The organism is Micromonospora profundi (genome assembly GCF_011927785.1).
Classification (GTDB): Bacteria; Actinomycetota; Actinomycetes; order Mycobacteriales; family Micromonosporaceae; genus Micromonospora; species Micromonospora profundi.
On the sequence record NZ_JAATJK010000001.1, the window covers coordinates 3895008 to 3921560 of the forward strand.

22 protein-coding genes and 1 riboswitch are annotated in these 26553 nt (G+C 72.1%); of the genes, 11 read left to right on the forward strand and 11 right to left on the reverse strand.

Going from position 1 to position 26553, the window contains the following annotated elements; all coding sequences use genetic code 11:
- Nucleotides 1–69 precede the first annotated feature (69 nt).
- The 4 genes from F4558_RS17030 to F4558_RS17045 all read right to left on the reverse strand — a co-directional run bounded on the left by F4558_RS17030 (nucleotide 70) and on the right by F4558_RS17045 (nucleotide 4250).
- Nucleotides 70–921 carry a C39 family peptidase gene (locus F4558_RS17030; protein WP_167945107.1) on the reverse strand — a complete coding sequence of 284 codons (852 nt, stop codon included), beginning with the start codon at nucleotides 919–921 and terminating at the stop codon, nucleotides 70–72.
- A 244-nt stretch (nucleotides 922–1165) separates the two neighbouring features.
- Nucleotides 1166–1307, reverse strand: a riboswitch (cyclic di-AMP (ydaO/yuaA leader).
- A 288-nt stretch (nucleotides 1308–1595) separates the two neighbouring features.
- Nucleotides 1596–2378, reverse strand: a complete 783-nt coding sequence (locus tag F4558_RS17035) for a hypothetical protein (protein ID WP_053652725.1) — start codon at nucleotides 2376–2378, stop codon at nucleotides 1596–1598.
- A gap of 149 nt (nucleotides 2379–2527) precedes the next feature.
- Complete coding sequence (locus tag F4558_RS17040) at nucleotides 2528–2971, reverse strand: hypothetical protein (protein ID WP_167945108.1); 444 nt, start codon at nucleotides 2969–2971, stop codon at nucleotides 2528–2530.
- A gap of 94 nt (nucleotides 2972–3065) precedes the next feature.
- A complete protein-coding gene (locus F4558_RS17045) occupies nucleotides 3066–4250 on the reverse strand; it encodes an acyltransferase family protein (protein WP_082377228.1) in 1185 nt (394 codons plus the stop codon).
- A gap of 229 nt (nucleotides 4251–4479) precedes the next feature.
- Here F4558_RS17045 and F4558_RS17050 point away from each other — a divergent pair, with 229 nt between their 5' ends.
- On the forward strand, nucleotides 4480–5658 hold the full coding sequence (locus F4558_RS17050; RefSeq protein ID WP_167945110.1) for a glycosyltransferase family 2 protein: 1179 nt from the start codon (nucleotides 4480–4482) through the stop codon (nucleotides 5656–5658).
- 133 nt (nucleotides 5659–5791) lie between these two features.
- A complete protein-coding gene (pseI, locus tag F4558_RS17055; protein WP_053652727.1) occupies nucleotides 5792–6844 on the forward strand; it encodes a pseudaminic acid synthase in 1053 nt (350 codons plus the stop codon).
- 447 nt (nucleotides 6845–7291) lie between these two features.
- Here the strand turns inward: pseI and F4558_RS17060 are convergent, their stop codons facing one another.
- The 4 genes from F4558_RS17060 to F4558_RS17075 are packed head-to-tail and all read right to left on the reverse strand — an operon-like array spanning nucleotide 7292 to nucleotide 10091.
- Nucleotides 7292–7849: a hypothetical protein gene (locus tag F4558_RS17060; protein ID WP_209273320.1), complete on the reverse strand. Its 558-nt coding sequence runs from the start codon at nucleotides 7847–7849 to the stop codon at nucleotides 7292–7294.
- Nucleotides 7833–8588, reverse strand: coding sequence for an SDR family NAD(P)-dependent oxidoreductase (locus F4558_RS17065; protein WP_053652728.1), 756 nt, complete (start codon nucleotides 8586–8588; stop codon nucleotides 7833–7835). The genes F4558_RS17060 and F4558_RS17065 overlap by 17 nt, the downstream gene beginning before the upstream one ends.
- Nucleotides 8581–9843, reverse strand: a complete 1263-nt coding sequence (locus F4558_RS17070; RefSeq protein WP_053652729.1) for an AMP-binding protein — start codon at nucleotides 9841–9843, stop codon at nucleotides 8581–8583. The genes F4558_RS17065 and F4558_RS17070 overlap by 8 nt, the downstream gene beginning before the upstream one ends.
- Nucleotides 9840–10091 (reverse strand): acyl carrier protein, encoded by a 252-nt coding sequence (locus F4558_RS17075; RefSeq protein ID WP_053652730.1) that lies wholly within the window; start codon nucleotides 10089–10091, stop codon nucleotides 9840–9842. Before F4558_RS17075 ends, F4558_RS17070 begins: the two co-directional genes overlap by 4 nt.
- A 99-nt stretch (nucleotides 10092–10190) precedes the next feature.
- Here F4558_RS17075 and F4558_RS17080 point away from each other — a divergent pair, with 99 nt between their 5' ends.
- On the forward strand, nucleotides 10191–10700 hold the full coding sequence (locus F4558_RS17080) for a GNAT family N-acetyltransferase (RefSeq protein ID WP_053652813.1): 510 nt from the start codon (nucleotides 10191–10193) through the stop codon (nucleotides 10698–10700).
- 106 nt (nucleotides 10701–10806) lie between these two features.
- Here F4558_RS17080 and F4558_RS17085 read toward each other — a convergent pair whose 3' ends face one another.
- Nucleotides 10807–12540, reverse strand: a complete 1734-nt coding sequence (locus F4558_RS17085) for a glycosyltransferase family 39 protein (RefSeq protein ID WP_053652731.1) — start codon at nucleotides 12538–12540, stop codon at nucleotides 10807–10809.
- Between the two features lie 366 nt (nucleotides 12541–12906).
- On the opposite strand from F4558_RS17085, the gene pseB reads away from it, so the two are divergent.
- The 7 genes from pseB (at nucleotide 12907) to F4558_RS17120 (ending at nucleotide 20339) form a co-directional block, all read left to right on the forward strand.
- On the forward strand, nucleotides 12907–13890 hold the full coding sequence (gene pseB / locus F4558_RS17090; protein WP_053652732.1) for a UDP-N-acetylglucosamine 4,6-dehydratase (inverting): 984 nt from the start codon (nucleotides 12907–12909) through the stop codon (nucleotides 13888–13890).
- Nucleotides 13891–13895: 5 nt separating this feature from the next.
- The gene (locus tag F4558_RS17095) at nucleotides 13896–15047 is read left to right on the forward strand and encodes a DegT/DnrJ/EryC1/StrS family aminotransferase (RefSeq protein WP_053652814.1); all 1152 of its coding nucleotides are present in this window, start codon (nucleotides 13896–13898) and stop codon (nucleotides 15045–15047) included.
- Between the two features lie 10 nt (nucleotides 15048–15057).
- On the forward strand, nucleotides 15058–15909 hold the full coding sequence (locus F4558_RS17100; RefSeq protein ID WP_167945112.1) for a hypothetical protein: 852 nt from the start codon (nucleotides 15058–15060) through the stop codon (nucleotides 15907–15909).
- The gene (locus F4558_RS17105) at nucleotides 15899–17710 is read left to right on the forward strand and encodes a class I SAM-dependent methyltransferase (RefSeq protein WP_167945114.1); all 1812 of its coding nucleotides are present in this window, start codon (nucleotides 15899–15901) and stop codon (nucleotides 17708–17710) included. The genes F4558_RS17100 and F4558_RS17105 overlap by 11 nt, the downstream gene beginning before the upstream one ends.
- A 68-nt stretch (nucleotides 17711–17778) precedes the next feature.
- Nucleotides 17779–18534 carry a cytidylyltransferase domain-containing protein gene (locus tag F4558_RS17110; protein ID WP_312877440.1) on the forward strand — a complete coding sequence of 252 codons (756 nt, stop codon included), beginning with the start codon at nucleotides 17779–17781 and terminating at the stop codon, nucleotides 18532–18534.
- Nucleotides 18531–19589 (forward strand): PseG/SpsG family protein, encoded by a 1059-nt coding sequence (locus F4558_RS17115; RefSeq protein ID WP_053652735.1) that lies wholly within the window; start codon nucleotides 18531–18533, stop codon nucleotides 19587–19589. The genes F4558_RS17110 and F4558_RS17115 overlap by 4 nt, the downstream gene beginning before the upstream one ends.
- A gap of 114 nt (nucleotides 19590–19703) precedes the next feature.
- On the forward strand, nucleotides 19704–20339 hold the full coding sequence (locus F4558_RS17120; RefSeq protein ID WP_053652736.1) for an alpha-ketoglutarate-dependent dioxygenase AlkB: 636 nt from the start codon (nucleotides 19704–19706) through the stop codon (nucleotides 20337–20339).
- A gap of 12 nt (nucleotides 20340–20351) precedes the next feature.
- Here the strand turns inward: F4558_RS17120 and F4558_RS17125 are convergent, their stop codons facing one another.
- Both F4558_RS17125 and F4558_RS17130 read right to left on the reverse strand, forming a co-directional pair.
- Nucleotides 20352–22835 carry a DNA gyrase/topoisomerase IV subunit A gene (locus F4558_RS17125; RefSeq protein WP_167945116.1) on the reverse strand — a complete coding sequence of 828 codons (2484 nt, stop codon included), beginning with the start codon at nucleotides 22833–22835 and terminating at the stop codon, nucleotides 20352–20354.
- Nucleotides 22836–22867: 32 nt separating this feature from the next.
- A complete protein-coding gene (locus tag F4558_RS17130; protein ID WP_053652738.1) occupies nucleotides 22868–24925 on the reverse strand; it encodes a DNA gyrase/topoisomerase IV subunit B in 2058 nt (685 codons plus the stop codon).
- A 318-nt stretch (nucleotides 24926–25243) separates the two neighbouring features.
- Between F4558_RS17130 and F4558_RS17135 the strand changes: the two genes are divergently transcribed.
- Nucleotides 25244–26527 (forward strand): SGNH/GDSL hydrolase family protein, encoded by a 1284-nt coding sequence (locus tag F4558_RS17135; RefSeq protein ID WP_053652739.1) that lies wholly within the window; start codon nucleotides 25244–25246, stop codon nucleotides 26525–26527.
- Nucleotides 26528–26553: the final 26 nt, after the last annotated feature.

Consider the following 26553-nt stretch of genomic DNA (forward strand, 5'->3'; position numbering starts at 1 on the left):
AAGACGCCGCGAGCGCCGGCCCCTCGTGGGAGACGGCGCCCGCGGCGTCTGGTGGGCCTCACGCCTGGGTCAGGCGGAGTAGCCCCGAGTGGCGATCCAGTTGGCGAGGTTGATCGTGGTCATCCAGTACTCGCCGTAGGCCGCGTTCGCCGAGTCGGCGATCCGCACGGTACGGCCGTCGTCCTTGTAGCCGACCACCGCGACGTAGTGCCCGCCGCCGAAGGAGTGCCAGCCGCCGTTGGTGTCGACGGCGTCCCCGGCCACGTTGGCCACCACGCCACGGCCGTCGGTGATCGCGGTGACGACGTCAGCCTGGAGGCGGTCCATCTGGGCCGGGCTGGGCGAGCCGGCGAACGTCCGGGTCCGGTACGGGGAGCCCTTCACCTCGGCGTTGAGCACCCGTGTGGTGTCCAGGGCCGAGTTGGTGCCCATCTCGGTGGTGCCCAGCTCGGCGCCCAACTGGTCCTGGGTGCGGTTGATGCCGGTGGCGCTGAGTGCGTTGCGGACGGCCGCCGGGCCGCAGTTGTAGTAGGTGTTCTGCGCCTGGTAGCGGAAGTCGAGCACCTTTGTCGCGGGCGGCTTCGGCGCTGCCTTCTTGGCGGTCAGGTCCGGGTCGCTGCTGGCCTTGGCCGCCGGCGATGCGGCGCTTGCGGAGGGGGCGGCGCTGCTCGGGCTGGCGCTGGTCGGGGCGGCGCTGGCCGAGGGGTCCGCGTCCCGGGCGTCGCCGCGGGAGGCGGCGGTGTCGCTGCGCATCTCGGCGACTGTCGACGCGGTGTGCTGGCCGACGGGGGCTTCGTCGGCACCGGCCACCAGGGCGCCGGTGGTGGTCGCGATGGCGAGGGCCGCGGCGGAGGCGACGGCGATCTGGTACGGGCGTTCGGTGGCGAGGCGACGCAGCTGACGCTGCAGGGTGTGCTTCACGGGTCCTCCACGGTTCAGGGGGAGAGCGGCACACCGGGGGCAGCCGGTATCCGGGCACGCGCCAGCGCGCGGACCGTGGTCCGCGGATGGTGGAACCGCTCAGGGAAACGCCCGGCGCGGCCGGGCGGGAAATGCGGTGACCCTGGGGGTCAGCTCACCGCCACGAGGAGGGCAAGCGTGGGTACCGCGACGCCGTGAAGGCGGAGGAATAGCCGAGGGGTGTGCGGGTGCTGCATGGGGATGGAACTCCTTCCGACACCGCCTACCGGGTTAGCTGACGGATTCGGGCGGGAAGATCGCCCTACCGCGGGCCGTGGCTCGCGGATTCACCCCGGACGTACTTGTGGGTCCCCGGTTCGTTGATCACGATTGAGCGGGTCGGTGCGGCGTCGCCATTCGCGATCGATTACCGCACCGGACGGGACGAACCCTACTGGCCGCCCAGAGCCCTGCCAAGCCTCGCTCACCTGCGTAAACCTTGAACGGGGCGACAATTTCCGGGCGTCTTGCCGCTGACGTGACTCGATGGGACGAGCGGTTACGGAGGCACCGTAGGTCGACAAGCGGACACGTCGTCGACAATGCCGCCGGATCTGCGGGAACAATCCGGCCGAACGCGCCAGCCGCCCGATTTCCCGCGCGTGTGACCGGGCTCACCGAATAATCGGCGCGTTTCACCCCACCCGCGCCGGGCGCCACCGCGCCGCCGCCGCCGGCAGAGCCGCGACACGGACGGTGCGGCGGGCCGCCACCCGGGTCGGCCGCAACCGGGCCGCCGCCGCGTACGCCTCCTCGGCCAGGGCGCGCGCCGCAGACGCCGCCAGCTCGGCGTCGCGCCAGGCCGCCCGTTCCCGTCCGGCGGCAGCCTCGTAGTCGGCCCGCCGCGTCTCCCGGGCCGCCCGGCTGATCAGCACCTCCTGCTCCACCGGGTGCCGTCGTGGATCCCAGCCGTGCCGGTGGCCGAACACGTCGCCGAGCTGCCGCATGGTCAGGTCCCCCCGCCAGTACGCGGCCATCGCCGCCCGGTGCAGGTAGCGCTCCCGGATGGCGTACTCGGCGGGGGTGCGCGGGGTTCGCGGGGTGGGCAGCGCCCCGGCGCCGGCGAACCGGCGGGCCACGGCGTCCGCCTCGTCGTACCGCGCCCAGGTCTGCTCCACCTGCTCCTGAGCAGTCAGCCAGGCCGCACGCCGTCGGCGGGCGGTCTGCGCCGCGCGGGCCGCGGCGACGGCCACCTCCTCGGCGTACCGGCGCAGGTCGGCGGCCTCGGCGACGGCGGCCTCACGGGCGGTGGGCGCCGGCTCGGCGGCCTCCCCGTCCCGCTCGGCGGCCGACCCGTCCCGCTCCGGACGGGCGACCAGGACGGCGAGCACTGTCAGTGTCAGCAGGAGCAGGGCCGACCAGATGGCGGCGGCCTGCGGCACCTCGGTCAGGAACTCGTAGAAGACGACGGTCTCCATGGTCGGCACCTCGGTGGGAGAGCGTTGCGATGGGAAGCCGCACGAGCGTCCGGGCCAGGGGGCCACGGTCGGCCGGTGCGAGGTGATGTGTCGTCAGGCGCGGCGGCGGGACGGTGTCCCGGTGATCGCGACAGGTGTCGCGGTGTGGCTCAGCGGCCCGGCGGTGCCCGGGTGCCCGGCCGGGTCGGCTCGTCGGCGCGGGGCAACGGATCGGTGGCCGGACGCGCCGGCAACGACTCTGCCGTGGCGGCAGGCACACCGCCCACGCCGCTGGGCGGGACAGGGTCGGTCGACCGCACCGTGGTCGCCTCGTCGGCGGCCGACACGTCGGCGACGGTGAACCTCGCGGCCATCTCGGCGGCGACGGACGTTTGCAGCCCGAGGCGCAGCACCGGGGCGGCGGTGAGGGACGACGACGCGGACGACCCGACGCCGACAGTCGCTGACCCGGCGGCTGGCGGCGGTGACCCGGCGGCTGCCGTCGACTGCGGGCCTGGGCCGAGCGCGAGCGCGGCGACGGCGAAGCTGGTCAGCAGCCGTGTCGACCAGCGCGCCACCCACCACAGAGGACAGGTGAGCGCGACCGGAAGCACGGTCTCACGCTACCGCCGGCGCCGACCGGGCGCATCGGGCGCCGGGCGTGTCGACGCACGCCGCGCCGGACCGCGTTTGACCAGGTTGGACCCGTCAGCGCGAGTCGGCGTACGTCGATCGGTCGTCGGGCTTTCCGGCCCCGGCCTCGGTGTCGGCGGTCCGTTGCCGAGGGACGGCCGACGGGCGGGCCGGGCGGCGCGGTGCCAGTCGGCGCATCAGTGGCGTCTCGACGTAGCGGTGCAGCAACCCGGCCAGGATCAGGCTGACCACCAGGAACCCGAGCACCACAGCCGGGCCGCGCCACCCTTGGAAGCCGGTCCCCCAGTCCCCGCTCCACCGCAGCACGCTCGTCATCACCAACACGTGCACCAGATAGAAGGCGAAGGAGACCTCGCCGAGCCACACCAGCGGACGGGAGCGCCACGGCGAGCGCCGGTCCCGCACGTCCGCGTCCGCGGCGGCGGTGATCACCAGCAGGTACGCGACAGCGAGCAGGGTGGTCCACAGTTCGGCGCGGATCCACTGCGAGGCGGCCACCCAGGTCGCCACGAAGATCACGGTGGCCGTCGTCAGGCCAGGACCGCGCCAGAGGCCCCGGCGCATCAGCTCGGCCGCCACCGCACCAAGCCAGAACTCCAGCGACCGTACGGGCGGGAAGATCTGCGTGAACCACCACCGGCTGACCTCCGGCACCAACTGCTGTGCCGGCCAGAGCGCGAGGATCAGCAGAGGCAGCGCGACGATCAGCGTCCAGAGCACCGCCGGACGGGCCCGGCGCAGCAGGGGCAGCGCCAGCGGCAGGCAGAGGTAGAAGAAGAACTCGCAGGAGAGCGACCAGCTCACCGTGTTGATGCTGTAGAACCAGCCCGGCCGGGGATCCCACGCCTGCAACAGCAACAGGTTCTCCAGCGCCGCCGCCGGCAGCACCGGGTCGGCGAACCACCAGGCGACAAGCAGCGCCGCAGCCCACAACACCAGGTGGTTCGGATAGATCTTGGCGACCCGCCGTCGCCAGAAGGCGCGCCGTGAGTCGCCTGGGCGGGCCGACCAGACAAGCACGAAACCGCTCAGGATGAAGAAGAACTGCACCCCGGACAGGCCCAGGGAGAACACCGCGTCGACAACGGCCTTGAAGTCCGGCTCGGCGATGATCCGCATCGTGCCGGCGTGGAAGCCGAACACCAGCAGCGCGGCGATCCACCGCAGCCCGGTCAGCGAGGGAAGCCTGGCGAACGCGGGCGCGGGCGGCGCCGCCGCGGCGTCAGCGGTGCTCGTCATGCCGGGGTCCCGACGCTTCGCAGGGTCACCAGCACGTACGTCTCCTCCTCGGCCCGGGTCAAACGACGTGGCGGCCCCGGAAGGCCGCACCGGGGCACCTTACCGGGTCACTCCCGGGTGAACCGGGCGGCCGTTGTTTACCTCCTGCTCCGCCGGAGTTCAGGAATCTCACCTTCCGCCGCCACGTCAGGTTCCGGGGCTGGCCATCCTCGTCGTCAATGGTGGCGGCGTGGTCAATGAGCAGACGCAGGCACCGCTGCTGAGCATCGTCGTGCCGGTCTACGGCGTCGAGGCGTACCTGTACCAGTGCCTCGAGTCGATCCGGGCCGACATCCCGGCCGGCGAGTCGAACGCCGTCGAGATGATCGCCGTCGACGACGCCTCGCCGGACGGCTGCGGCACGATGCTGCGCTCGTACGCCGCCGGGCGCGACGGCGTCCGGGTCGTACACCTGGCAAGCAACGTGGGTCTCGGCCTGGCCCGCAACGCGGGCCTCGACGTGGCCACCGGCCGGTACGTCTGGTTCGTCGACAGCGACGACTGGCTCCCCCCGGGCACTGTCGCGGCGGTGCTGGACCGGCTGCGCGCGCACCAGCCCGACGTGCTGATGCTCGACCACCTGCGGGTGCACGAGGACGGTAGGCGGGAGGTCGACGCCAGCAGTCATCTGCTGCACGGGGTATCGGGTGTCTCCCGGCTGGCCGACCAGCCGCACCTGCTGCGGGTGCAGCACACCGCGTGGAACAAGGTGGTCCGCCGCGCCTTCCTCGACGAGTTGGAGCTGCGCTTCTTTCCCGGCTGGTACGAGGACATCCCGTTCAGTCACCCGCTGCTGATCGGCGCGGAGAAGATCTCGGTGCTGGACCGGGTCTGCTACCTGTATCGGCAGGGCCGGCAGGGCGCCATCACCTCCACCCGCAGCGGCCGGCACTTCGACGCGTTCGCGCAGTACGAGCGACTGATGGACTGGGTCAACCGACGCCACCCGGACGGACCCCTGCGGGCCGAGTTGTTCCAACTGATGATCAGCCACTACCTGGTGGTGGTCGGCAACGACAACCGGCTGCACCCGCACCTGCGGCGGGCCTTCTTCCAGCGGGTCGCCGAGCACTACCGCCGCTACCTGCCCACCGGCGGCTACCCGATGCCCGCCGGGGTGACAGGGCTCAAGCACCGGCTGGTCGGGCGCGGCGACTGGTTGGCGTACTCGGCGCTGCGCCAGGCGCACCGGGTCGCGGGCCGGCTGCGCCGCCCGGGAGCCACGGGCGGCACCGAGGGCAGCGCTGGCTCCGCCGACGAGAACCCGGGCCGACGAGCCGCGACCGCCAGCGGGGCTGCGGCCGGGCAGGACGATGGCCCGGCCGCGACGGACCACGCGGGCGCGCTGAGCGGAGGTCGCCGCCAGTGACCGCTCACACCTCACCGCACGCCACGCCGGGGGCAGGGTCGGCTGTCGGCGCCCCGGTTACCGGTCGCCCACCCGTCCGGTGGACGACGACACCACCGCACCCTCGTGCGGACGTACCTGAACAGAGGTCGGAATGACGACGACAATCAAGATCGGACCGCACGCGGTCGGTGCCGGCGAGCGACCCTTCGTGGTCGCCGAGATGTCCGGTAACCACAACGGCGACCTGAGCCGGGCGCTGGCCATCGTGGACGCGGTGGCCGAGAGCGGGGCGCACGCCCTGAAGCTCCAGACGTACCGGCCGGACACCATCACGATCGACGTCGACACCCCGGCCTTCCGCATCTCCACCGGTCACGAACTGTGGGGCGGCGAAAATCTGTACCGCCTCTACGAGCGGGCGCACACCCCGTACGAGTGGCACGCCCCGATCTTCGAGCGCGCCCGGGAGCGCGGGCTGACGGTCTTCTCCTCACCGTTTGACGCGACCGCTGTGGAGCTGCTGGAATCGCTTGACGCACCGGCGTACAAGATCGCCTCGTCGGAGCTTGTGGACCTGCCGCTGATCCGGCTGGTGGCCAGCACCGGCAAGCCCTTGGTGATCTCCACCGGGATGGCGACGGTGGCCGAGATCGACGCCGCCGTACGGACCGCCCGCGACGGCGGGGCGACGGGCATCGTGCTGCTGGCCTGCACCGCGTCCTACCCGGCGCCCCCCGCCGACAGCAACCTGCGCCGCCTGCCCGTGCTGGCCGGCGCCTTCGACGTGCCGGTCGGGCTCTCCGACCACACGCCCGGCATCGGCGTGGCCGTCGCCTCGGTGGCTCTCGGCGCCTGCTTCATCGAGAAGCATGTGACGCTGGACCGGGCCGACGGCGGCGTGGACTCGGACTTCTCGCTTAACCCGGAGGAACTGGCGGCCTTGGTCGCCGAGTCCGGCAGGGCGTACGCGGCGCTGGGCGGCACCGCCATCGGCCCGACCCCGGCCGAACGGGAAGGGCTGCGGTTCCGGCGTTCGCTCTACGTCGTCGAGGACGTGCGGGCCGGTGACCCGGTCACGGCGCGCAACGTGCGGTCGATCCGGCCGGCGGGCGGGCTGGCCCCGGTGGAGATCGACCGGGTCCTGGGCCGCACCTTCACCACCGATGTCCCGCGCGGCACCCCTCTGAGCTGGGACCTCATCTGACCGTAGCCCCTGCCCTGCCCTGCCCTGCCCTGCCCTGCCCTGCCCTGCCCTGCCCTGCCCTGCCCTGCCCTGCCCTGCCCTGCCCCTGAGCCGGCCTACGGCTGTGCGGGTCGGTCCGGCGTTGGCGAGGTCTGGGCCAACGTTGGTGCCTGTCGAGCTGCCCCAGATATGGGGCGGCTGACGACGGCGAACACCACCCACTCGTCGGGCGACCCCCGCGGCAACCTCGGCGGCGGCGAGCGCCCGGACACGGGGCAGCTCTGACGACAGCGAACACCACCCATTCATCGGGCGTTCCCGGCCGGCGAAACACCACCCACTCGTCGGACGTTTCCGGCCGGCGAAACACCACCCACTCGTCGGGCGTTCCCGGCCGGCGATCCGGCGGCGAGCTGCCCCATATCTGGGGCAGCTCGACAGGCACGCGCATCGGCAGCATGGCGGCCGTCAGAGGCAGGAGTGACCCCGGCCCGTCGGGAGCGCGATGCGGGGTTCCGGGGCAGTGTCAGGCCCCGAGGCGAAGCCAGGGCCCGAGGCGAAGCCAGGCCCTGAGGCGAAGCCAGGCCCTGAGGCGAAGCCAGGCCCTGAGGCGAAGCCGACTGTGACGACCAGGTCGGCGACCCTCAGCGTGCGCCAGAGCACCGCCCCGCCGGCCGGCGTACCCAGCCCGTAGCGACGCCACCAGAGCGCCACCGGTACGTCGGCCAGCTTGCAGCAGCACTCGGCCCGGGTCCACCGGGCCCAGAAGTCCGCCGTACCGAATCGGCCGGCCAGCGTCGGAGGGACCGGGGCGTCGGCGCGCTCCGCGTCGATCGCGACCCGCCAACCGACCGTCGGCGGCCCGTACCAGCCCACGCAGCGACCGTCGTCGAGGTGGCTGCGGGTCGCCGCGTCGGCCGACTGCGCCGCGTCAGCGGCCACCCGCAGGTACCGCTCGGCGGCGGCGAGCAGCGCCGGTACCGGGCGGGGCCGGACGACCGAGCGCAGGTCAGATGGAGGCGGCACCGTCCACCACGATCACTTGGCCGTTGATGTTGGTGTGGTCCCGCAGGAGCATCCGCACCACAGGTACGACCTCCGTCGGCTCGGTCAGGTGGCCGCTCGGGGTACGGCGCACGATCTGGTCGAGCTGGGTGGGGCCGAGCACTGCGGACATCTCCGAGGCGAAGAACCCGGGCGCGACAGCGTTCACCAGCATCCGGCCGCCCAACTCCCGTGCCAGCGAACGGGTGGCGGCGTCCATGCCGCCCTTGGTGGCCGAGTACGCCACCAGGCCCGGAAACCCGCGCTGCGCGCAGATCGAGGTGATGTTGACGATCCGTCCCCGCAGGCCCTTGCCGAGCATCCGCCGGATGACGAGTCGGGTCAGTTGCAGCGGCGCGGTCAGGTTGGTCTCGATGATCCGGGCAATGTCGTCGGTGGCGGTGTGCACGTGCAGGGAGTCCTGACCGACGGCGGCGTTGTTGACGAGGCCGTCGATCGGGCCGAGGCGCTGCTCCACCTCGCGGACGAAACTCTGGGCGGCACGCAGGTCGGTGACGTCGACCGGCCCGACATGCACCCGGCCGGGGTGCTCGGCTGCGAGCTTCTCCAGCTCCGGCGTGACGGTACGGGCGAACGCGGCAACCCGTACGCCCATGTCGAGCAGGTCGGTGACGATGGCCAGGCCCAGCCCTCGTGAGCCGCCGGAGACGAGGACCACGGAGCTGGGCGGTACGAGCGGGGTGTCGGGGAGGTCAGACATCGCTCTTCAAGGTCTCCTTGACGGGAATCTCGGTCAGCACGCGGATCCGGCGGGGTACCGCGTACTCGGGTAGCCGCTCGGCGCACCAGCGGACCAGCGCGGCCTCGTCGGGCACGGGGGCAGCGGTGGGGGTGAGGACCACGTCGGCGACCACCATCGCGCCGAGCACGGGAGCCCGGCGGCCGGTCACCCGGGCCCAGGCCACAGCGGGGTGCCCGGTCAGCACACCGCGCACCACACCTGCGGAGACCTTGCTGCCACCGACGTTGATCTCGTCGGAGTCCAGTCGCCCGGTGATGAGCACCCGACCGTCGATCAGCTGGACCCGGTCCCCGGTGTGGATCGGGCCGGCCAGGCCAGCCCCGTGGTAGGGCGAGGTAACGACCAGTTCGTCGCCGTGGACGGTGATCGTGGGTCGGCCCGGGGTTTTTCGGCCCAGCCACTCGACCGGGAAACCGGCCCGCCCGTCGTGCACCACGATGGACGCCCCCACCTCTGAGGAGGCGTAGATCCAGGAGAGCCGGGCGGCGGGAAAGACCTCCCGCAGCTGGTCAAGGATCGCCTGATCCACCGGTTCGCCGCCGAGGGTGATCTGCCGCAGCGGCACCCGGGCCAGCGCGGCGGAGTCCCGGTAGAGGGTGCGCCGCCAGAAGGTCGGGGTGCCGGACGCGGCGTCGACGCCGTGCGCGGCGGCGACGGCGGGCCAGTCGTCCAGCTCGTCCGGCTCGACGACGACCAGGTGCTGACCGGATTGGGTCAGCGACAGGGTCACCACCTGCCACCAGGCGTACGTGCCGGGGGCGTACGGGCACAGCCACGTCCGGTCCGGCTGGTCGCCACGCACTGTGGTGAGGGTGTCGAGGGTGTGCCCGACCCGCTTGGGGCGACCGGTCGAGCCGGAGGTCAGCAGCCAGAGCCGGCCGGGCTCGGCGGCCCGTGGCCGGGTCGGCGCGCTGGGGTGCACGCCGTCGTCGCCGACGAGGGCGACGGTGAAGCCGGCGTCCAGCAGCTCGGCGCGCATCGCCGCGTCGACCCGGCTCGCGGTGCTGAGCAGCAGCTCGGTGCCGTGCGTGGCGTGCTGCCGGGCGGCGGCGAGCGCGTGCCCGGCGGTGTGCGCCAGCACCGCGGCGGGATCGGGCAGGGCTGGCGTCGGCAGGGCCCGCCAGGTCAACGGGGTGCCGCCGACGACGAGCCGGTTGTCGACGCCGGCCGGCTCCGGACGCGCGGAGGCCGGGCGGGAGGTCGCGACGGTCACTGCTGTTGCAGCTCGACGAGGAAGTCGAGGACGTCGGAGACGGTGGCGATGCGCCGCAGGCCGGGGGCGTCGAAGTTGAGCTCCTCCCCCGTCTCGTCCTCCACCCGCAGGGCCAGCTCGGAAAAGTCCAGCGAGCGGAAACCGATCTCCCGCAGTTGCGCCGAGTCGTCGTCGGGCAACTCCTTGTCCTGGTTTTTCAGCACCTGATCCATGAGGTCGCGGATCTGTGCGCGACTCAATTCGTTCATGCGCCGGAGTCTACAACCCAGCGATTGGATATTCGATTTCCCGGTTCGGCCGGTAAGGTGCCGGAGACCGGTCCTGAACAGGTGGAAAGAGAGGCGCACGTGCTGCGCGAAGCGACGCCGGAAGACGTTCATCTGATGTTGTCCTGGCGTAATCAGGAAACCAACCGTCAGGCCAGCAAGACCAACCACGAAATCACCACCGAGGAGCACTTCCGGTGGTGGGCGGCGGTGCGCTCCGACCCGTCCCGGCGGGTTCTGGTGTACGTCCACGACGACCGCCCGTGCGGTGTGGTCACCTTCTTCGACCTGCGGCTGGACGGCCCTCGTACCGGCGCGTGGGGTTTCTATCTGGACGGTGACGGGCTGGCCAAGCGGGGCGAGACGCTGCCCGCCTGGCTGGGGGTCATGCGCGAAGCGGTGGAGTACGCCTTCGACGGGTTGCACCTGGACCGGTTGAACGGGGAGGTGCTCGCGCACAACACCGCCGTACGACAGATGAATCGCCGTTTCCGATTCGTCGAGGGCCCCCCGCGACAAGAGGCTTCCGACGGCCGGGAAATCACCGTCATCCCGATTTCGCTGAGCCGGGAGGAGCGCCGTCACCGCTGATTGTCGGCGCGCATTCTCTGACATTTAACCGCCCGTGCCCCCGGTAGTCATCCGCCGTTCACGAAAGGCGATTTCCACAGGGGCGCGGGCGACGACAATGCGCGGGTCAGGCGCGCCGCCAGGCCGCCCAGTGCTGCTCGACGTTGCCGCCGAGCCGGACGAAGCCGTACGCCGTGCCGTTCCAGTCGTCGGGTTGGCCGGGCGCCCAGCGGGTGAACACCACCTGCGCCTCGGCCGGTGGCTTGTCGCGGAACCACCGCACGTCGGTCCAGGTCACCTGGTGGCTGAGGTTGAACCGCAGGATGTAGTGCACTCCCGTGGAGGCCCACACCCGTTCGCCCTGGCGTACCCCGAGGTCGGCGACCCGGGGGGTCGGCGCGGTGCTCGCGGCCATCGGTCGCACGAGCCTCTGGTCGATCACCTGCATGGTGACGAGGTTGACCGCGACCAGGGCGCCGAGCATCGGCAGGCGCAGCCGGGGCACCCGGACCGCTGCGACGAGAAGCAGGCAGCCGGCGATGCCGACAAGCGACCCGACGACGGGTCGCATCTCCCGCCAGCCGCCGGTGAGCGCCATCAGGTCCGGTGCGCCGAAGCCGCCGTAGCGCAGTGTGTGTCCCCGGCTGGAAACGTAGGCGAGCCGGGCGGCGATCAGCGCGCCGCCGGCCACGAGAAGCGCCACCGCGACGGCTGCCTGGCGCAGGACCACCCGTCGTCCGGCGGTGAGCAGCACCCCGAGGCCGACGAGCAGCCAGAACGGGGCGAGCATCTGGACGTAGCGGCCGTAGATCGCGTCCAGCGGCTTGCCGGTGATGCCGGCCAGGATCACCGACGCGCCGCTGGCCACCCCGACGCTCACCACGAGCGCCACGCCCATCGTCCAGCGGGTGGCGTCGCCGCGTCGCGGACGCCACAGTTCCCGGACGGCGGCGGCCCACGCCACACCGGCCATCCCGAACGTGATCACCACGAGGTACCAGAGCTGGGTGGCCACTGCCGCGCCGACGCGTACCACGCCCTGGCCGGAGGCGACCGCCGCGACAGTGCCGCCGCCCGGTGTGCTGCCCAGCAGATAGACCTTGTCCCCGAGGAAGCGGATGCCGGCCTCGTTGACGAGCGCCAGGGCCAGCACCGGCAGCAGCGCCGCGAGCACGGCGGCGGGGGTGATGCGGCGGCGGACGAACAGCAGCAGGACCAGCCCGGCGTGTACCGCCACGATCACCAGGCCGCGGGAGTGCAGCAGGTGGAACGCGCCGACGAGCAGGCCGACGGTGGCCGCCGCGAGCGGGCCGGGTCGCTCGACCCAGCGGTGGACGGCGAGCAGCCAGGCGACGACCAGCGGCGCCATCACCGTGTCGATCATCGCGACGCCGGCGTAGAAGGCGGTGGCCGGCACTGTCGCCGCCACCATGGCCGCGAGCAGGGCGTACGAGCGGGGCAGGCGGAGCACCCGCCTGCTGAGCAGGTACGCCAGCGGCAACAGCGTCGAGTTGACCATCGCGTTGATCAGCTGGACCAGCCGATAGCTGTCGGTGAAGTCCCTGTCGCCGAGGAAGGCAGGCGAGATCAGCATCGGGTAGCCGACCCGCCGCAGCAGGTCGTTCTCGCTGCTGAACCCGCCGGGCCCGCCCATCAGCGCGCGGGCGGTGTTCAGGTAGCTGTCCTCGTCGGTGTGCGCGATGGGCAGCACGATGTGCCGGGACAGCCACATCCGCCAGGCGACGCTGAGCACCCAGCCGGCGACGAGCAGCAGCGGCACCAGCCATCGCCGCGCGGGTGCCGCTGGCGGTGTCCCGGCCGGGGCCGCCGGCCGTTGGATCACGTCGCTGCCGGATGCCATCAACGCCTCCTGAAGTGCCGGTCCGGGCCGGTCCCCCGCCCGTCGGTGGGCACGTCGGACCGGCCGGTGGCGCTCGGGGATGACCCGCTCGCGCCGAGGTGGCGCGGATGTCGGGTGAACGCGGGAACTGAGGCCACACGCGGGTGACCCTGTCGCTCGCGCGGCCACTGTAGCGACCCGATCCGGCCTGGTCAGTCCACTTGCGCAGGGAGCGGAAGTGTTCGCCTGCCCGCTGCCGGCCATTCACGTTGGCCGGGTGAGTGGTTCACCCGTGAGCGCCGGCCCGTTAACCCGCCGGAGTTAGCGTTCCACCCCGGTCGGCTGGCCGAGGGCCGCCCGCTCATCCACGATCACGGGAGCACCAAATTGAGTGAGTTGAATGGATCGTCCATTCTGATCACCGGGGGAACGGGTTCCTTCGGCAGGACGTTCCTCAAGCACATTCTCACCGAGGCCGACCCCGCCCGGGTGGTGGTCTTCTCCCGCGACGAGCTCAAGCAGTACGAGCTGCGCCAGCAACTCGGCGACGACCCGCGCCTGCGGTGGTTCATCGGCGACGTCCGGGACCGGCGCCGCCTCACCCGGGCGATGCACGGCGTGGACCACGTCGTGCACGCCGCCGCGCTGAAGCAGGTGGACACCGCGGAGTACAACCCCTCCGAGTTCATCGCCACGAACATCACCGGCTCCCAGCACGTGGTGGACGCCGCGATCGAGGCAGGCGTCCGGAAGGTCATCGCGCTCTCCACCGACAAGGCGTCCAGCCCCATCAACCTGTACGGCGCCACAAAGCTGGTCGGCGACAAGCTGTTCGTCTCGGCCAACCACTACGCCGCACACCACCCGACCCGGTTCGCTGTGGTCCGCTACGGCAACGTGGTCGGCAGCCGCGGCTCAGTCGTTCCGCTGTTTCACAGGCTGGCCGCCGAGGGCAAGAGCCTGCCGATCACCGACAAGCGGATGACCCGGTTCTGGATCACGCTGGAGCAGGCCGTGCAGTTCGTCATGGACTCGTTCGACCAGATGCAGGGCGGAGAGCTGTTCGTACCGCGCATCCCGAGCATGCGGATTCTCGACCTGGTCGAGGCGGTCGCCCCGGAGGCCACCACGCACGAGATCGGCATCCGCCCCGGCGAGAAGCTGCACGAGGAGATGATCGCCCCGGACGACAGCCGGCGGACGCTGCGCGCGAAGGACCGCTACATCGTCCAGCCGACGATCGCCGGCTGGGGTTACCAGCCGCCTGTCGACTGCGAGCCGGTGTCGGACGGGTTCGCCTACCAGTCGGACACCAACGACGAGTGGCTCAGCGTCGACCAGCTACGCACCATGCTCGGCATCGCCGCGTGATGGCGATGCTCCCGTACGGCCGGCAGTCGGTCACCGATGCGGACGTCGAGGCGGTCTCGGCGGTGCTGCGCAGTGACTGGCTCACCACCGGCCCGCAGGTCGACGCCTTCGAGGCGGACCTGGCCGAGGTGACCGGTGGCGTCGGTGTCGCCACCGTCTCCAACGGCACCGCCGCCCTGCACGTGGCGTACGCGGCTGCCGGCGTCGGCCCCGGCGACGAGGTGGTCGTTCCGCCGATGACGTTCGTGGCGACCGCCAGCAGCGCGGTCGCCCTCGGCGCGAAGATCGTCTTCGCGGACGTGGAGGAGGAGACCTTCTGCCTCGACCCAGCGGCGGCGGCCGACGCCGTGACGTCGCGGACGACTGTGGTCGCGGCTGTCGACTACGCCGGCCACCCCGCCGACTACGACGCGCTGCGCAAGTCCGTTGAGGGCAGTGACGCGCTGCTGCTCGCCGACGCGGCGCACTCGATCGGGGGCACGTACCACGGCCGGCCGGTCGGATCACTCGCCGACCTGACGACGTTCTCGTTCTTCCCGACGAAGAACCTCACCACCGCCGAGGGCGGCGGGGTCGCCGCGCTGGACCCGGAGATCCTGAAGCGGGTCCGCCGGTTCCGTGGCGTGGGCATGGTCCGCGAGCGTGACGACCTGCGGCGGCCCGACGAGGGCGGCTGGTTCTACGAGGTGCCCGAGTTCGGGCTGAACTACCGCCTGCCCGACGTACTCTGCGCGCTGGGTCGCAGCCAACTGCGCCGGCTCGGCGAGTTCGTCGCCCGCCGGGCCGCACTTGTCGCCCGCTACAACGAGGCACTCGCCGACCTGGACGGGGTACGCCTGCCGGTCCAGCAGCCGTGGGCCCAGCCGGCGTGGCACCTCTACCCGATCCGCGTCCTGGATGGACGTCGCCGCGAGATCTACGACGCGATGCGCGCGGCGGGAATCGGCGTGCAGGTCAACTACATCCCCGTGCACTGGCACCCGGTCTTCGCCGACCTGGGCTACCGGCGGGGGTCCTGCCCGGTCGCCGAGTCGTTCTACATCCAACAGCTGTCGCTGCCGCTCTATCCGACGCTGCGCGACGCGGACCAGGACCGCGTCATCGACGTGCTCACCGCCGCGCTGCGCGGCCACCGGGCGCGGCCCGCCGCCGCGTGATGGGACGCTGATGCACCACGCCAACCACTTCTACGGCCACGCCCACGTCCTGGCCCGCTACACCGGCCTCGGCGACCGCCATCCCCCGCGCATCAACGGGTACGTGCAGCACGGCTGGAACATCGGTGACGGCCTCGCCCCCGGTCACCCGTACGCCGAGCGCACCCCGAGCCTGCTCTGGTCCGAACAGACCCGCCGCCGCGCCTGGTCGGTGGGGCGACGCAACGTGGTCGTCCTCGGTGCTCCCTTCGTGTACCTGCTGGCCATGCGGCCCGAGGATCCGCCGGCCGAGGAACGCGAGGGCACCATCTGGTATCCGTTCCACGGTTGGGAGGGTCAGCACGTCAAGGGCGACCACCGGGAGCTGATCGCCCGCATCCGGGACACCGAGCCCGGCCCGGTCACCGTCTGCCTCTACTGGCACGAGTACGGGATGCGCCACGTCCGCCGCCTCTACGAGCGCGCCGGGTTCCGGGTCATCTGCCACGGCTACCGGGGGCACTGGTGGAAGGACACCGACCCGGAGTTCCTCGACAAGCAGCTGACCGAGCTGCGCCGCCACCGCCGGGTGGCGTCCAACCGGCTGACCAGCGCGATCTTCTACGGCATCGCGGCCGGCTGCGAACCAGCCGTCTACGGCGACCCGATGATCCTGTCCAACGAGGACCCGACGTTCGGCGGGACGGCCCGCATCCGCCGGCAGTGGCCGGAGCTGCACGGCACCTCGGTCGACCTGCCCACCGCCGTCCGGATCGCCCACGCCGAGCTGGGCACCGACCACCGTTGCACGCCAGCGGAGCTGCGGGAGCTGCTCGGCTGGGCGCACCTCCCGGAAGAAGAAGAGGACGACAGTGAAGACTGAGACGGCACCCGCCGGCCGGATCACAGTGCCGGGCGGCGAGATGCTGGCCTGGTCCGACCTGCCGAAGAAGCGGCTGGCCGACGGTGGGCCCCTCGCCGCGCTGGCCGCCCGCATCGTGCCGCCCAGGGCGCGCGTCCTCCTTGCCGGCCCGCACGACCCGGCGCTGCTCGACCGACTCGCCCACGCCGAGGTGACCTGCCTGCTGCGCAGCCATCCCGACGCGGTGGCGCTTGCCGAACGGGCCGCCCACGTGGTGGTGGGTGGCCCTGCCGGGCTGCCCGACGACGAGACGTACGACGTCGTGATCGCCGCCGCCGGTCTCGACCCGGTGGAGTCCGTGGAGGGCGCCCGGCTCGGCTGGGACGGCGTGCTGGCCCGGCTGGTCGCGGCGGTACGGCCCGGCGGCGCGCTGCTGCTGCGCCTGGACAACCCGCTCGGGCTGCACCGGCTCGTCGACACCACCCCCTGGTACGCCGCCCGCGACGACTCCGCCTGGGTGATCGGCGGGGTGCTGGACCAGAGCCATCCGGCCAACCGGGACCAGTTGCGCGAGCGGCTGGTCAGTGCCGGGCTGCACCCGACGGCGTGCTGGGCCGCGTACCCCGTCGGGGGTGCCGCGACGGCGCTGCTCGCCGCCGACCAGCTCGGCCGGGGCGCGGGCTCCGGGCTGCTCGACGCGGTGCTGCACGGCGCCTGCGCCGGGCTCACCGGCACGGCGACGGTGCTCCAGGACCCGGCGCGGCTGGCGGTCGACGCGCTGCACGCCGGGCGCGCCGCCGACCTCGCGCCCGGCTGGCTCACGCTCGCCCGCCGCCCCGGCGGCCCTGATCTGCCCGCCGACGGCGACCTACCGGTGGCGCTGGTGCAGACCGGGCCGCCCGGCACCGGCGTGCTGGAGGTCCTGGACGGTCCGTCGGGCTGGCGGTGGGGCCGCGCCACAGGGACCGACACGAAAGCGCCGGCCGCGCCGTTCGCCAGCCGCGAGGCCGCGTACCGGGACCTCGACGCCCTGTCCGGGCCCGTGCCGCCCGGACGGCTGCTGCGCACCCTGCTGCTCGACGCCGCGCTGCGCCGCGACCTGACGACGCTACGCACGCTGCTGCGCGGGTACGCGGCCTGGCTCGCCGACCACGCCGACGCCGACGGCCGGCTCACCGGCGCGCTCGCGCTGGCCAGCGCCGACAACGTGGTGGTCAGCGACGCCGGCTACGCGGTGCTCGACCCGAGCTGGCGGGCCACCGACGCGCTGCCCGGCGACGTGGTCCTGGCCCGTGGGCTGTGGCGCTTCGCGGCGGGCCTGCTCACCGGCGGGTACGCCAACCCGTGGCCGTCCACAGTCGACGTGGCGGGCCTGACAGTGGTCCTCGGCGGCCTCGCCGACCGGGACCTGGACCGGGCGACAGTGGCCGAGGCGGTACGGGCCGAGGCGGCGATCACGGCGGCCCTGCACGGCCTGGACGCCGACGGCCAGGCCAACCTCGCTGCCGAGCTACGTGCCGTCGAGCCGACCGACCCCCCGATCGGCACGCACAGCTACCAGCAGGTACGGGAGGCGTGGCTGCGCCAGCGCGAGGAGATCAGCCGTCTCGTGGCGCTGACCAGGTGGACCGAGGAACTGCTCACCTCCCGGGAGCGGGCGCTACGCCGCGCCGAGGCGAAGATCGGCCTGCTCAGCGGCTCCATCAGCTATCGCGTCGGCCGGCTGGCCATCACGCCCGCCCGGCTGGCCAAACGCGGCGCCCGTGCCGCCAAACGCCGGGCGCGCGCCGCGCTCGCCCCCAAACAGGAGGAGCAGCAGTGACCGGCGACAGCCACGCCCGGGTGACTCCCGCCGGGACGCTTGGGACGGCTCCGACGGCCGACACGGGGGTGACCGTCGGGGCGCAAGCCGCCGGGGCGCGCATTGTCGGGATCGTGCAGGCCCGGATGGGGTCGTCGCGGCTGCCGGGCAAGGTGCTCCGGCCGCTCGCCGGCCGGTCCGTGCTGGGCCGGGTGGTGCGGGCCGCCCGCGACAGCGGCGTCCTCGCCGACCTTGTGGTCGCCACCAGCACGGACGCTGTCGACGACGCGGTGGCGGCCGAGTGCGAGCGACTGGACGTGCCCTGCCACCGGGGGCCCGTCGACGACGTGCTCGGCCGGTTCGTGGGTGCCCTGGTGGCGCACCCGGGTGACGCGGTCATGCGGTTCACCGCCGACTGCCCACTGCTCGACCCGGAGATCATCACGCTTGTCGCCTCCGTGTACCGGGCGGTGCCCGGTCTGGACTACGCGAGCACGTCGATCGCCCGTACGCTGCCGCGAGGGCTGGACGTCGAGATCATCCGCGCGGAGACGCTACGTACCCTCGGCCGGCTCGCCACCGGGCACCACAGGGTGCACGTGACCTCGTACGCGTACACCCATCCGGAGCTGTTCCGGGTGCTCGGGGTTACCCTCACGCCGGACCGCTCGGCGCTGCGGCTGACCCTCGACACCGAGCAGGACTGGGCGCTGGTGAGTGCGGTGACCGACCACTTCGGCGACGTCAGCGTGCCGCTGGCCAGGCTCGCGGACTGGCTGGACGGGCAGCCCCGGCTGCGGGCGCTCAACGCCGACGTACAGCAGAAGCGGTTGGAGGAGTCCTGAGCACGCTCCGCGTCGGACTGCGCTGCGACGCCGGGCCGCGGCGCGGCGTCGGCCACCTCGTCCGCTGCCTGGCGCTCGCCGAGGAGTTCCTGGCGCGCGGCGCCCACGTGGCGGTGTTCGGCACTGTGGAGCGGGTCGACTGGGCCACCGCCGAGCTGGCCGCACGGGGCATCCCCCTGCACCCGGGCCCCGAGTCGCCGGCCGGGCTTGTCGAGGCGGCCCGCCGGCACGACCTGGACGTGCTTGTGCTCGACTCCTACGAACTGGATCCCGCCGGAGCGGGCGCGCTGCGCGCCGCCGGGGTGTTCACAGTCGCCCTGATCGACGGAGACTCCCGAGGTCAGGACGCGGACCTCTACCTCGACCAGAACTTCGGGGCGAGGCTTCCCGAACTGGCCGGGCGACTGCTCGCCGGCAGCGACTACGCCCTGCTGCGCGACTCGGTCGTGACCGCCCGACCGCCGGCACCTCGGCCCGCCGAGACCGTGAGCCGGCCCCGGGTGCTGGCCTTCTTCGGCGGCACCGACGCCCTCGGCGCTGCTCCGCTGCTGACCCGGGTGCTGGTGGCCACCGGACACCCCATGGACCTCACTGTCGTCGTCGGGCGACCCGAGATCGAGGCGGAGCTGGAGGACATCACCCCCGGGCGAGGGCAGGTCATCCGTACCGTCCCGCCCACCGGCTCACTACCGTCGCTGATCACCGAGGTGGACCTGGTGGTGAGCGCTGCCGGCACCTCGACGTGGGAGCTGTGCTGCCTCGGCGCACCCGCCGCGCTGGTCTGCGTGGTCGACAACCAACGCGAGTCGTACGCCCGGGTGGTCCAGCACGGCCTGGCCGCCGGCCTCGGTGAGCTGCCGGAGCTGGCCGAGGCCGGCCTCGCGGGGCGTACCGCGCGGGCCTCGGCGGCGCGAACAGTGCATGGGCTGCTCAGCTCCCCGCAACGCCGGGCAGCGCTTGCCGCCCGGGCCTGGTCCGCCGTCGACGGGAAAGGCCGGGCGAGGGTCGTCGACGCGGTGTTCGAGGCGCTTCGCCCGGCGGCCCTACGCGGCTGACGCCGCCCCGGCGCCGCGTGACCCTCATGATCGCCGCCCTCCTCCGCATGATCACGCTCGCGGGGGCGGTGCGGTAATAGCACGGGTGTACTAATGGGCTGCTAGGGTGGCCGCATGACGCAGGCCTCCTACCAGCCGTCGATGCTCGACCTCGCCGACGCCGGGCCGACAGTGGGGCCGCTGCCCGGCCAGATCCGCAGGCACCACCTCAGCCGGGGCGCGTGGGTCGACCAGCTGCCCGGCTGGGTGCGCGGCTCCGACGCGGTGCTCGACACCCTGCTCAGCGAGGTGCCCTGGCGTGCCGAGCGACGCACCATGTACGACAGCGAGGTCGACGTGCCCCGCCTGCTCTGCTGGTACGCCGCCGACCGGCCACTGCCGCACCCTGTGCTCACCGCCGCACGGGAAGCCCTGACCCGGCACTACGCCCCCGAGCTGGGCGAGCCGTTCGTGACCGCCGGCATGTGCCTCTACCGCTCCGGGCGGGACAGCGTCGCCTGGCACGGCGACACCATCGGCCGCTCCGCGCACAGCGACACCATCGTCGCGATCGTGTCGTTCGGCTCGCCCCGACCACTGCTGCTGCGTCCGCGCGGCGGCGGCGACAGCCTCCGTTTCCCGGTGGGCCACGGCGACCTGATCGTGATGGGCGGCTCCTGCCAACGCACCTGGGAACACGCGATCCCCAAGACCACCCGTCCTGTCGGCCCGCGGGTGAGTGTCCAGTTCCGCCCCGTCAACGTGGCCTGACCCTCCCCGGGGTCAGTCGCGCTCCACCAGGTGACCCAGGACCGTCGGGCCGAGGATCACCGCGAAGCCGCTGCCGTCGCGGCGGGGATCGGCTGTGGGCAGCTCGACAGGTTCGCCGGTGCCGGTCGCGCCGACCGGGCGCGGCCCCACCCAGGCGACAGCAACGTCCGTCTCGTCCTTGAGGAAGCGGTGCGCCCGCACGCCGCCGGTCGCCCGGCCCTTCGCCGGGTACGCCTTGAACGGCGTCACCTTGACCGTCGCACCTGTGGACGTCACGACCATCGGCTCACCGTGCCCCGGATCGTCGGTGCGCACCGCCCCGAAGAAGACCACCCGCGCCCCGGCCGGCAGGTTGATGCCCGCCATCCCGCCGCCCTTGAGGCCCTGCGGACGGACCAGCCCGGCGGCGAAGCGCAACAGCGACGCCTCCGAGGTGACGAATGTCAGCGTCTCGGAGCCGTCGGTCAGCCAGGTCGCCCCGACCACCTCGTCGCCGTCGCGCAGGCCGATCACCTCGAACTCGTCGGACCGTACCGGCCACTCGGGCGAGCAGATCTTCACCGCGCCCTGCCGGGTGCCAAGCGCCAGCCCGGGTGAGCCCTCCGCCGGGCCGCCGAGCGGGGCCAGGCCGACAACCGTCTCCCCCGCCTCCAGCGGCACCAGCTCGGCGGCGGACATGCCGCCCCGCAGCGACACCGTGCCGGCCTGCTCGGGCAACACCGGCAGCGGCAACACGTCGATCTTGAAGGCCCGGCCGGCGCTCGTCACCAGGAGCACGCGGCCACGGGCCGTGGAGTGCACGATCGCGCGTACCGTGTCGTGCTTGACCCGGCCGTTGCGCCGGCGCCCCTCGGCGCTCTCCTCCGACTCGGCAGCGGTCCGGGCGACCAGCCCGGTCGCGGAGAGAATCACCTGGCACGGATCGTCGGCGACCTCCAGCGGGCCGGCCGGCGCGGACGCGGCAAGCACCTCCTTGAGGTCACCGTCGACGAGCGTGGTGCGACGCTCCGCGCCGAACTGCTTGACCACTGCCGCCAGCTCGTCGGAGACGACCTTCTTGAGCACCCGCTCGTCGTCCAGGATCGTGGACAGCTCGGCGATCTCGGCACGCAGACGCTCCTGCTCGGCCTCCAACTCGAGCCTGTCGAACTTCGTCAACCGGCGCAGCGGAGTGTCCAGGATGTAGGTGGCCTGGATGTCGGAGAGGCCGAACTGGCTCATCAGCCCGTCCTTGGCGGCCTGCGCGTCGTCGCTGCCCCGGATCAGCCGGACCACCCGGTCGATGTCCAGCAACGCGATCAGCAGACCGTCGACCAGGTGCAGCCGCTCCTGACGCTTGCGGCGGCGGAACGTGGTGCGCCTGGTGACCACCTCGTACCGGTGGGCCAGGAAGACCTCCAACAACGCCTTCAACCCGAGGGTACGGGGCTGGCCGTCGACCAGGACCAGGTTGTTGACGCCGAACGACTGCTCCAGCGGGGTGAGCCGGTAGAGGTCGGCGAGCAGCGCCTGCGGGTTGACCCCCACCTTGCACTCGACGACGAGCCGGGTGCCGCTCTCGCGGTCGGTGAGGTCCTTGACGTCGGCGATCCCGGTCAGCCGCTTGGTCTTGGTGACCTCGTTGGTGATCGCCGCGATGACCTTCTCCGCGCCGACACCGTAGGGCAACTCCACCACTGTGATCGCCTGGCGGCCCCGGCTGCCCTCCAGCGGGCCGATCTCCACCTTGCCGCGCATCCGCACGACGCCACGCCCGGTCTCGTACGCGCGGCGCACCTCGTCCAGGCCGAGCAGCACGCCACCGGTGGGCAGGTCGGGGCCGGGGACGAACTCCATGAGCTTGTCCAGAGTGGCGTCCGGGTGGTTGATGAGCCAGCGGGCGGCGGAGACCACCTCGGCCAGGTTGTGCGGGATCATGTTCGTGGCCATACCGACCGCGATCCCGGACGCACCGTTGACAAGCAGGTTGGGGAAGGCCGCCGGCAACACCGTCGGCTGCGTCAGCGAGCCGTCGTAGTTGGGCTCGACGTCGACGGTGTCCTCGCCCAGCTCACCGACGAGCAGCATCGCCTCGCGGGACATCCGCGCTTCGGTGTAACGCGAGGCAGCCGGTCCATCGTCTGGGGACCCAAAATTTCCATGCCCGTCGATGAGTGGCACGTTGAGCGAGAAGTCCTGCGCGAGGCGGACCATGGCGTCGTAGATCGCCGTGTCACCGTGCGGATGGTACTTACCCATCGCATCCCCGACAATTCGGGCAGACTTCACGTGGCCGCGGTCGGGGCGGTAGCCCTGCTCGTACATCGACCAGAGGATGCGCCGGTGCACGGGCTTGAGGCCGTCGCGGGCGTCGGGCAGGGCGCGGGAGTGGATGACCGAGAACGCGTACTCCAGGTAGGAGTCGGACACCTCGGTGACCAGCGGATTGTCGAAGACCCGCGCGCCAGCCTGGTCGAACGAGGAGAGATCGACCTTGTTGTCCTTACGGCGTGCCATGACTCAGATCTCCACTCGAACGAAACGGGTGCTCATGCGTCGATCGCTTCCCGGTCGACGCGGTCGGCGGAGTCGATCAGCCAGTTACGGCGCGGCTCGACCTTCTCCCCCATCAGCAGTTCGAGGATCCGCTCGGCGGCGTCCACGTCCTCGATGGTGATCCGGCGTACGGCCCGGGTGGCCGGGTTCATCGTGGTGTCCCACAGCTCGTCGGCGTCCATCTCACCGAGACCCTTGAAGCGCGGGATGGGGGTGACGATCTGCTTGCCGGCCTTCTCCAGCTTGCGGACCGTCGTCTCCATCTCGGCCTGCGTGTAGGTGTAGACCGTCTGCGGGTTGCGCCCCTTGGTGGTGATCTTGTGCAGGGGCGGCATCGCGGCGTAGAGCCGACCCGCCTCGATCAACGGCCGCATGTAGCGGGCGAAGAGGGTGATCAGCAGGGTACGGATGTGCGCGCCGTCCACGTCGGCGTCGGCCATGATCAGCACGCGGCCGTAGCGCAGCGCGGACAGGTCGAAGGTGCGCCCCGAGCCGGCCCCGAGCACCTGGACGATTGCCGCGCACTCGGCGTTGTCCAGAACCTGCTGGAGGTTGGCCTTCTGCACGTTGAGGATCTTGCCCCGGATCGGCAGCAGCGCCTGGTATTCCGAGGAGCGGGCCATCCGGCTCGTGCCGAGCGCGCTGTCGCCCTCCACGATGAACAGTTCGCTGCGTTCGACGCCGGTGGCCCGGCAGTCGACGAGCTTCGGCGGCATCGACGCGCCCTCCAGGGCGGTCTTGCGCCGGGCCGCGTCCTTCTGTTGCTTCTGGGTGAGCCGCACCCGCGCCGCGTCGACGATCTTCTGCAGGACGACGCGCGCCTCGGCCTTTGTGCGCCGGTCCTCCAGCCAGGCCTTGACGTGCGCGTCGACGAGGCTCTGGAGCACCTTTGTGATGCCTGTGGTGGACAGCTCGTCCTTGGTCTGCGAGGTGAACTGCGGCTCAGGGATCCGCACGTGCACGACAGCGGTCATGCCCTCCAGGACGTCGTCCAGGGTGGGCGGCTCCTCCTTGGCCTTGAGCAGCCCTCGGGTGTTGCGGACGGCGTCGGCGAGGGAGCGGACCAGCGCGCGCTCGAAGCCCTTGCGGTGCGTGCCGCCGTGCGCGTTGCGGATCGTGTTGGTGAAGCACTCGACGGTGCGCTCATAGCCGGTGCCCCAGCGGAACGCCACCTCGACCTCAGCGCGACGCTGCACGTTGGACTGCATGACACCGTTGGCGTCGGCGGCGTTCTCCCGGTACGTCCCCTCGCCGTTGACAAGCAGGATGCCGGAGACGGGCCGGTCGCCGGCCGGGGCGAGGAACTCCACCATGTCGCTGAGCCCGTTGGGGTAGTGGAACCGCTCCTCGGCGGGCGTCTCGCCGGTCAGGTCCCGCAGCAGGTACGTCACGCCGGGGACCAGGAACGCGGTGTTGCGCAGCTTCATCCGGACCGCGTCGACGTCGAGCGCGGCGCCGGTCTCGAAGTAGCGGGCGTCGTGCCACCAGCGGATCGAGGTGCCGGTGGGCTGGCCGCGCTTCATCTTGCCGGTCACCTGGAGGCCGGGGCCTGCGGTGAACGGGGCGTCCGGACCGTCGCCGTCGAAGACGCCCGGGACGCCATGCCGGAACGACATCGCGTGGATCTTGCCGGCCCTGCGGACCGTCACGTCGAAGCGGCGCGACAGCGCGTTGACCGCCGAGGCGCCGACGCCGTGCAGGCCGCCGGAGGTCTTGTAGCCGGAGCCGCCGAACTTGCCGCCGGCGTGCAGCCGGGTCAGCACCAGCTCGACGCCGGAGATGCCGGACTTGGCGTGCACGTCGGTGGGGATGCCCCGGCCGTCGTCGTCGACCTGCACCGAGCCGTCGGCGTGCAGGATCACCTCGACGTTGCTGGCGTGACCGGCGACGCCCTCGTCGGTCGAGTTGTCGAGGATCTCGTTGACGAGGTGACCCACGCCACGGCTGTCGGTGGAGCCGATGTACATGCCGGGCCGCTTGCGTACAGCGTCCAGCCCCTCAAGGTGGGTGAGGTCATCGGCCCCGTACAGGGTGTCAGGCTCTGCGGTCAACTGGTCGTACTCCCCGGTCTCGGCGGTGTGCAGCCGGTCACCGGCGACATCAGCCGGCGTGGCGCGCCGCAGCGAGCCTAGCCGGAGGCTGAGACATCAGCTGTAGGCCCCGCGCGACCCGCCGGGCCCGGACCTCACGGACGTGAGCAACCTGACAGCCCGCCACCTCGCCGCACGGGCGCTCCGCAGGGTTCGAGGGTGCAGTCCTTGTGTGTCCTTCATCGAACGAATCCGTTACAGGCCATTGACGTCCGTCGCACGCGGGTGATGTGATCGCGCTCTCAGAGAATCTTTCATCTTTCGATGGATGGGAGCCCCATGCCCACAATCCGGCGTACCGCGCTCGCGGCGGCCCTCACGATCGTCACGGCCGCCCTGTCGACGGCCGTCGCACTGCCCTCACCGGTGGCCGCCGCCCCGTCGACCGCTGCCGCAGCCGCGCTGCCCACCGCCGCGGTGGCGCTCGGCGACAGCTTCATCAGTGGCGAGGGCGCCGGGGCGTACGCGCCGGTGGTCGACGCCAACGGCGTCGCCCAGGGCTTCCCCGGCTGGACGGCTCCGAACAACAACGCGTACTTCTGCCACCGGTCGGCGAACGCCTCGCTGCACAAGGCCAACCTGCCGGGCATCCAGAACCGGTTCAACCTGGCCTGCTCCGGCGGTCAGCCGCACGACATCGCCACCGCCTCCGGCGCACGGGCCAACGGCCGTACGGTGGCCGCGCAACTCGACCAACTGCGCGCCGTGGCGCAGACCAACGACATCGACCTGGTGCTTATCGGCCTCGGGTCCAACAACAGCTCGTTCACGTTCGGCAGCGTCGCCGAGAAGTGCGCCAACCGCTTCATCGCCGATGCCTGGACCGGCTGGTGGGAGTTCTGGGCGTACCTGGGCGGGCCGGTGGAGCAGAAGCCGTGCACCGACGCCGACCTGGCCACCGCGGCGCAGCTCAGCGCCGCCACCGCCGAGACCACCGCCGCCGTACGCCAACTGCTGACCACCCTCGACCAGGTGGACGCGGACGGGCAGCACCGGGTGGTGTTCCAGGACTACACAAACCCGCTGCCGTTGGACCTGAACGCGACGTTCCATACCGAGGACAGCCGGGACGACACCCGGGACAAGTTCCGCGACCTCGGGGCCGAGCGGTACGCGGCCGGCTGCCCGATCCACCGGGCCAGCCTCGCTCCCGGGCACCGCTTCTCGCAGGGCCTGGGCACCATCGTGAAGACCACCCGGGACACCCTGGCCGCCGAGTTCCCGGCCGACGACCTGGTCTACCTCAACGTGCAGCGCGCCTTCGACGGCGCCCGGCTCTGCGAGACGACGACAAGCCCCACCGGCTCGCTGGCCACCCCCATCCGGTTGCAGGACAGCAACCCGAACGGCACCTTCGTCACCAGCCTCTCCGGCAAGGACAAGATCGCCATTCAGCGGATCGCCAACACCTGTGTCAGCTACTTCCAGACCTGCCAGGAGTCGTGGCACCCGAACGCCACCGGGCACCAGGTCCTCGGCCAGTGCCTCGCCGGGGCGGCAACCACCAGCGCCCGCGCGGTGAGCTGCGTCCGGGCCACCAACGGCACGATCAGCGTCTCCTGAGGCGTCGCCCGGGGCCCGCCGACCGG

Bases quoted from the DNA above. Each gene is read 5' to 3' on its own strand.
- F4558_RS17035 (WP_053652725.1), bottom strand. From the start codon at position 2,378: ATGGAGACCGTCGTCTTCTACGAGTTCCTGACCGAGGTGCCGCAGGCC.
- F4558_RS17045 (WP_082377228.1), bottom strand. From the start codon at position 4,250: ATGACGAGCACCGCTGACGCCGCGGCGGCGCCGCCCGCGCCCGCGTTC.
- pseI (WP_053652727.1), top strand. From the start codon at position 5,792: ATGACGACGACAATCAAGATCGGACCGCACGCGGTCGGTGCCGGCGAG.
- F4558_RS17065 (WP_053652728.1), bottom strand. From the start codon at position 8,588: ATGTCTGACCTCCCCGACACCCCGCTCGTACCGCCCAGCTCCGTGGTC.
- F4558_RS17075 (WP_053652730.1), bottom strand. From the start codon at position 10,091: ATGAACGAATTGAGTCGCGCACAGATCCGCGACCTCATGGATCAGGTG.
- F4558_RS17085 (WP_053652731.1), bottom strand. From the start codon at position 12,540: ATGGCATCCGGCAGCGACGTGATCCAACGGCCGGCGGCCCCGGCCGGG.
- F4558_RS17095 (WP_053652814.1), top strand. From the start codon at position 13,896: ATGCTCCCGTACGGCCGGCAGTCGGTCACCGATGCGGACGTCGAGGCG.
- F4558_RS17100 (WP_167945112.1), top strand. From the start codon at position 15,058: ATGCACCACGCCAACCACTTCTACGGCCACGCCCACGTCCTGGCCCGC.
- F4558_RS17120 (WP_053652736.1), top strand. From the start codon at position 19,704: ATGACGCAGGCCTCCTACCAGCCGTCGATGCTCGACCTCGCCGACGCC.
- F4558_RS17125 (WP_167945116.1), bottom strand. From the start codon at position 22,835: ATGGCACGCCGTAAGGACAACAAGGTCGATCTCTCCTCGTTCGACCAG.
- F4558_RS17135 (WP_053652739.1), top strand. From the start codon at position 25,244: ATGCCCACAATCCGGCGTACCGCGCTCGCGGCGGCCCTCACGATCGTC.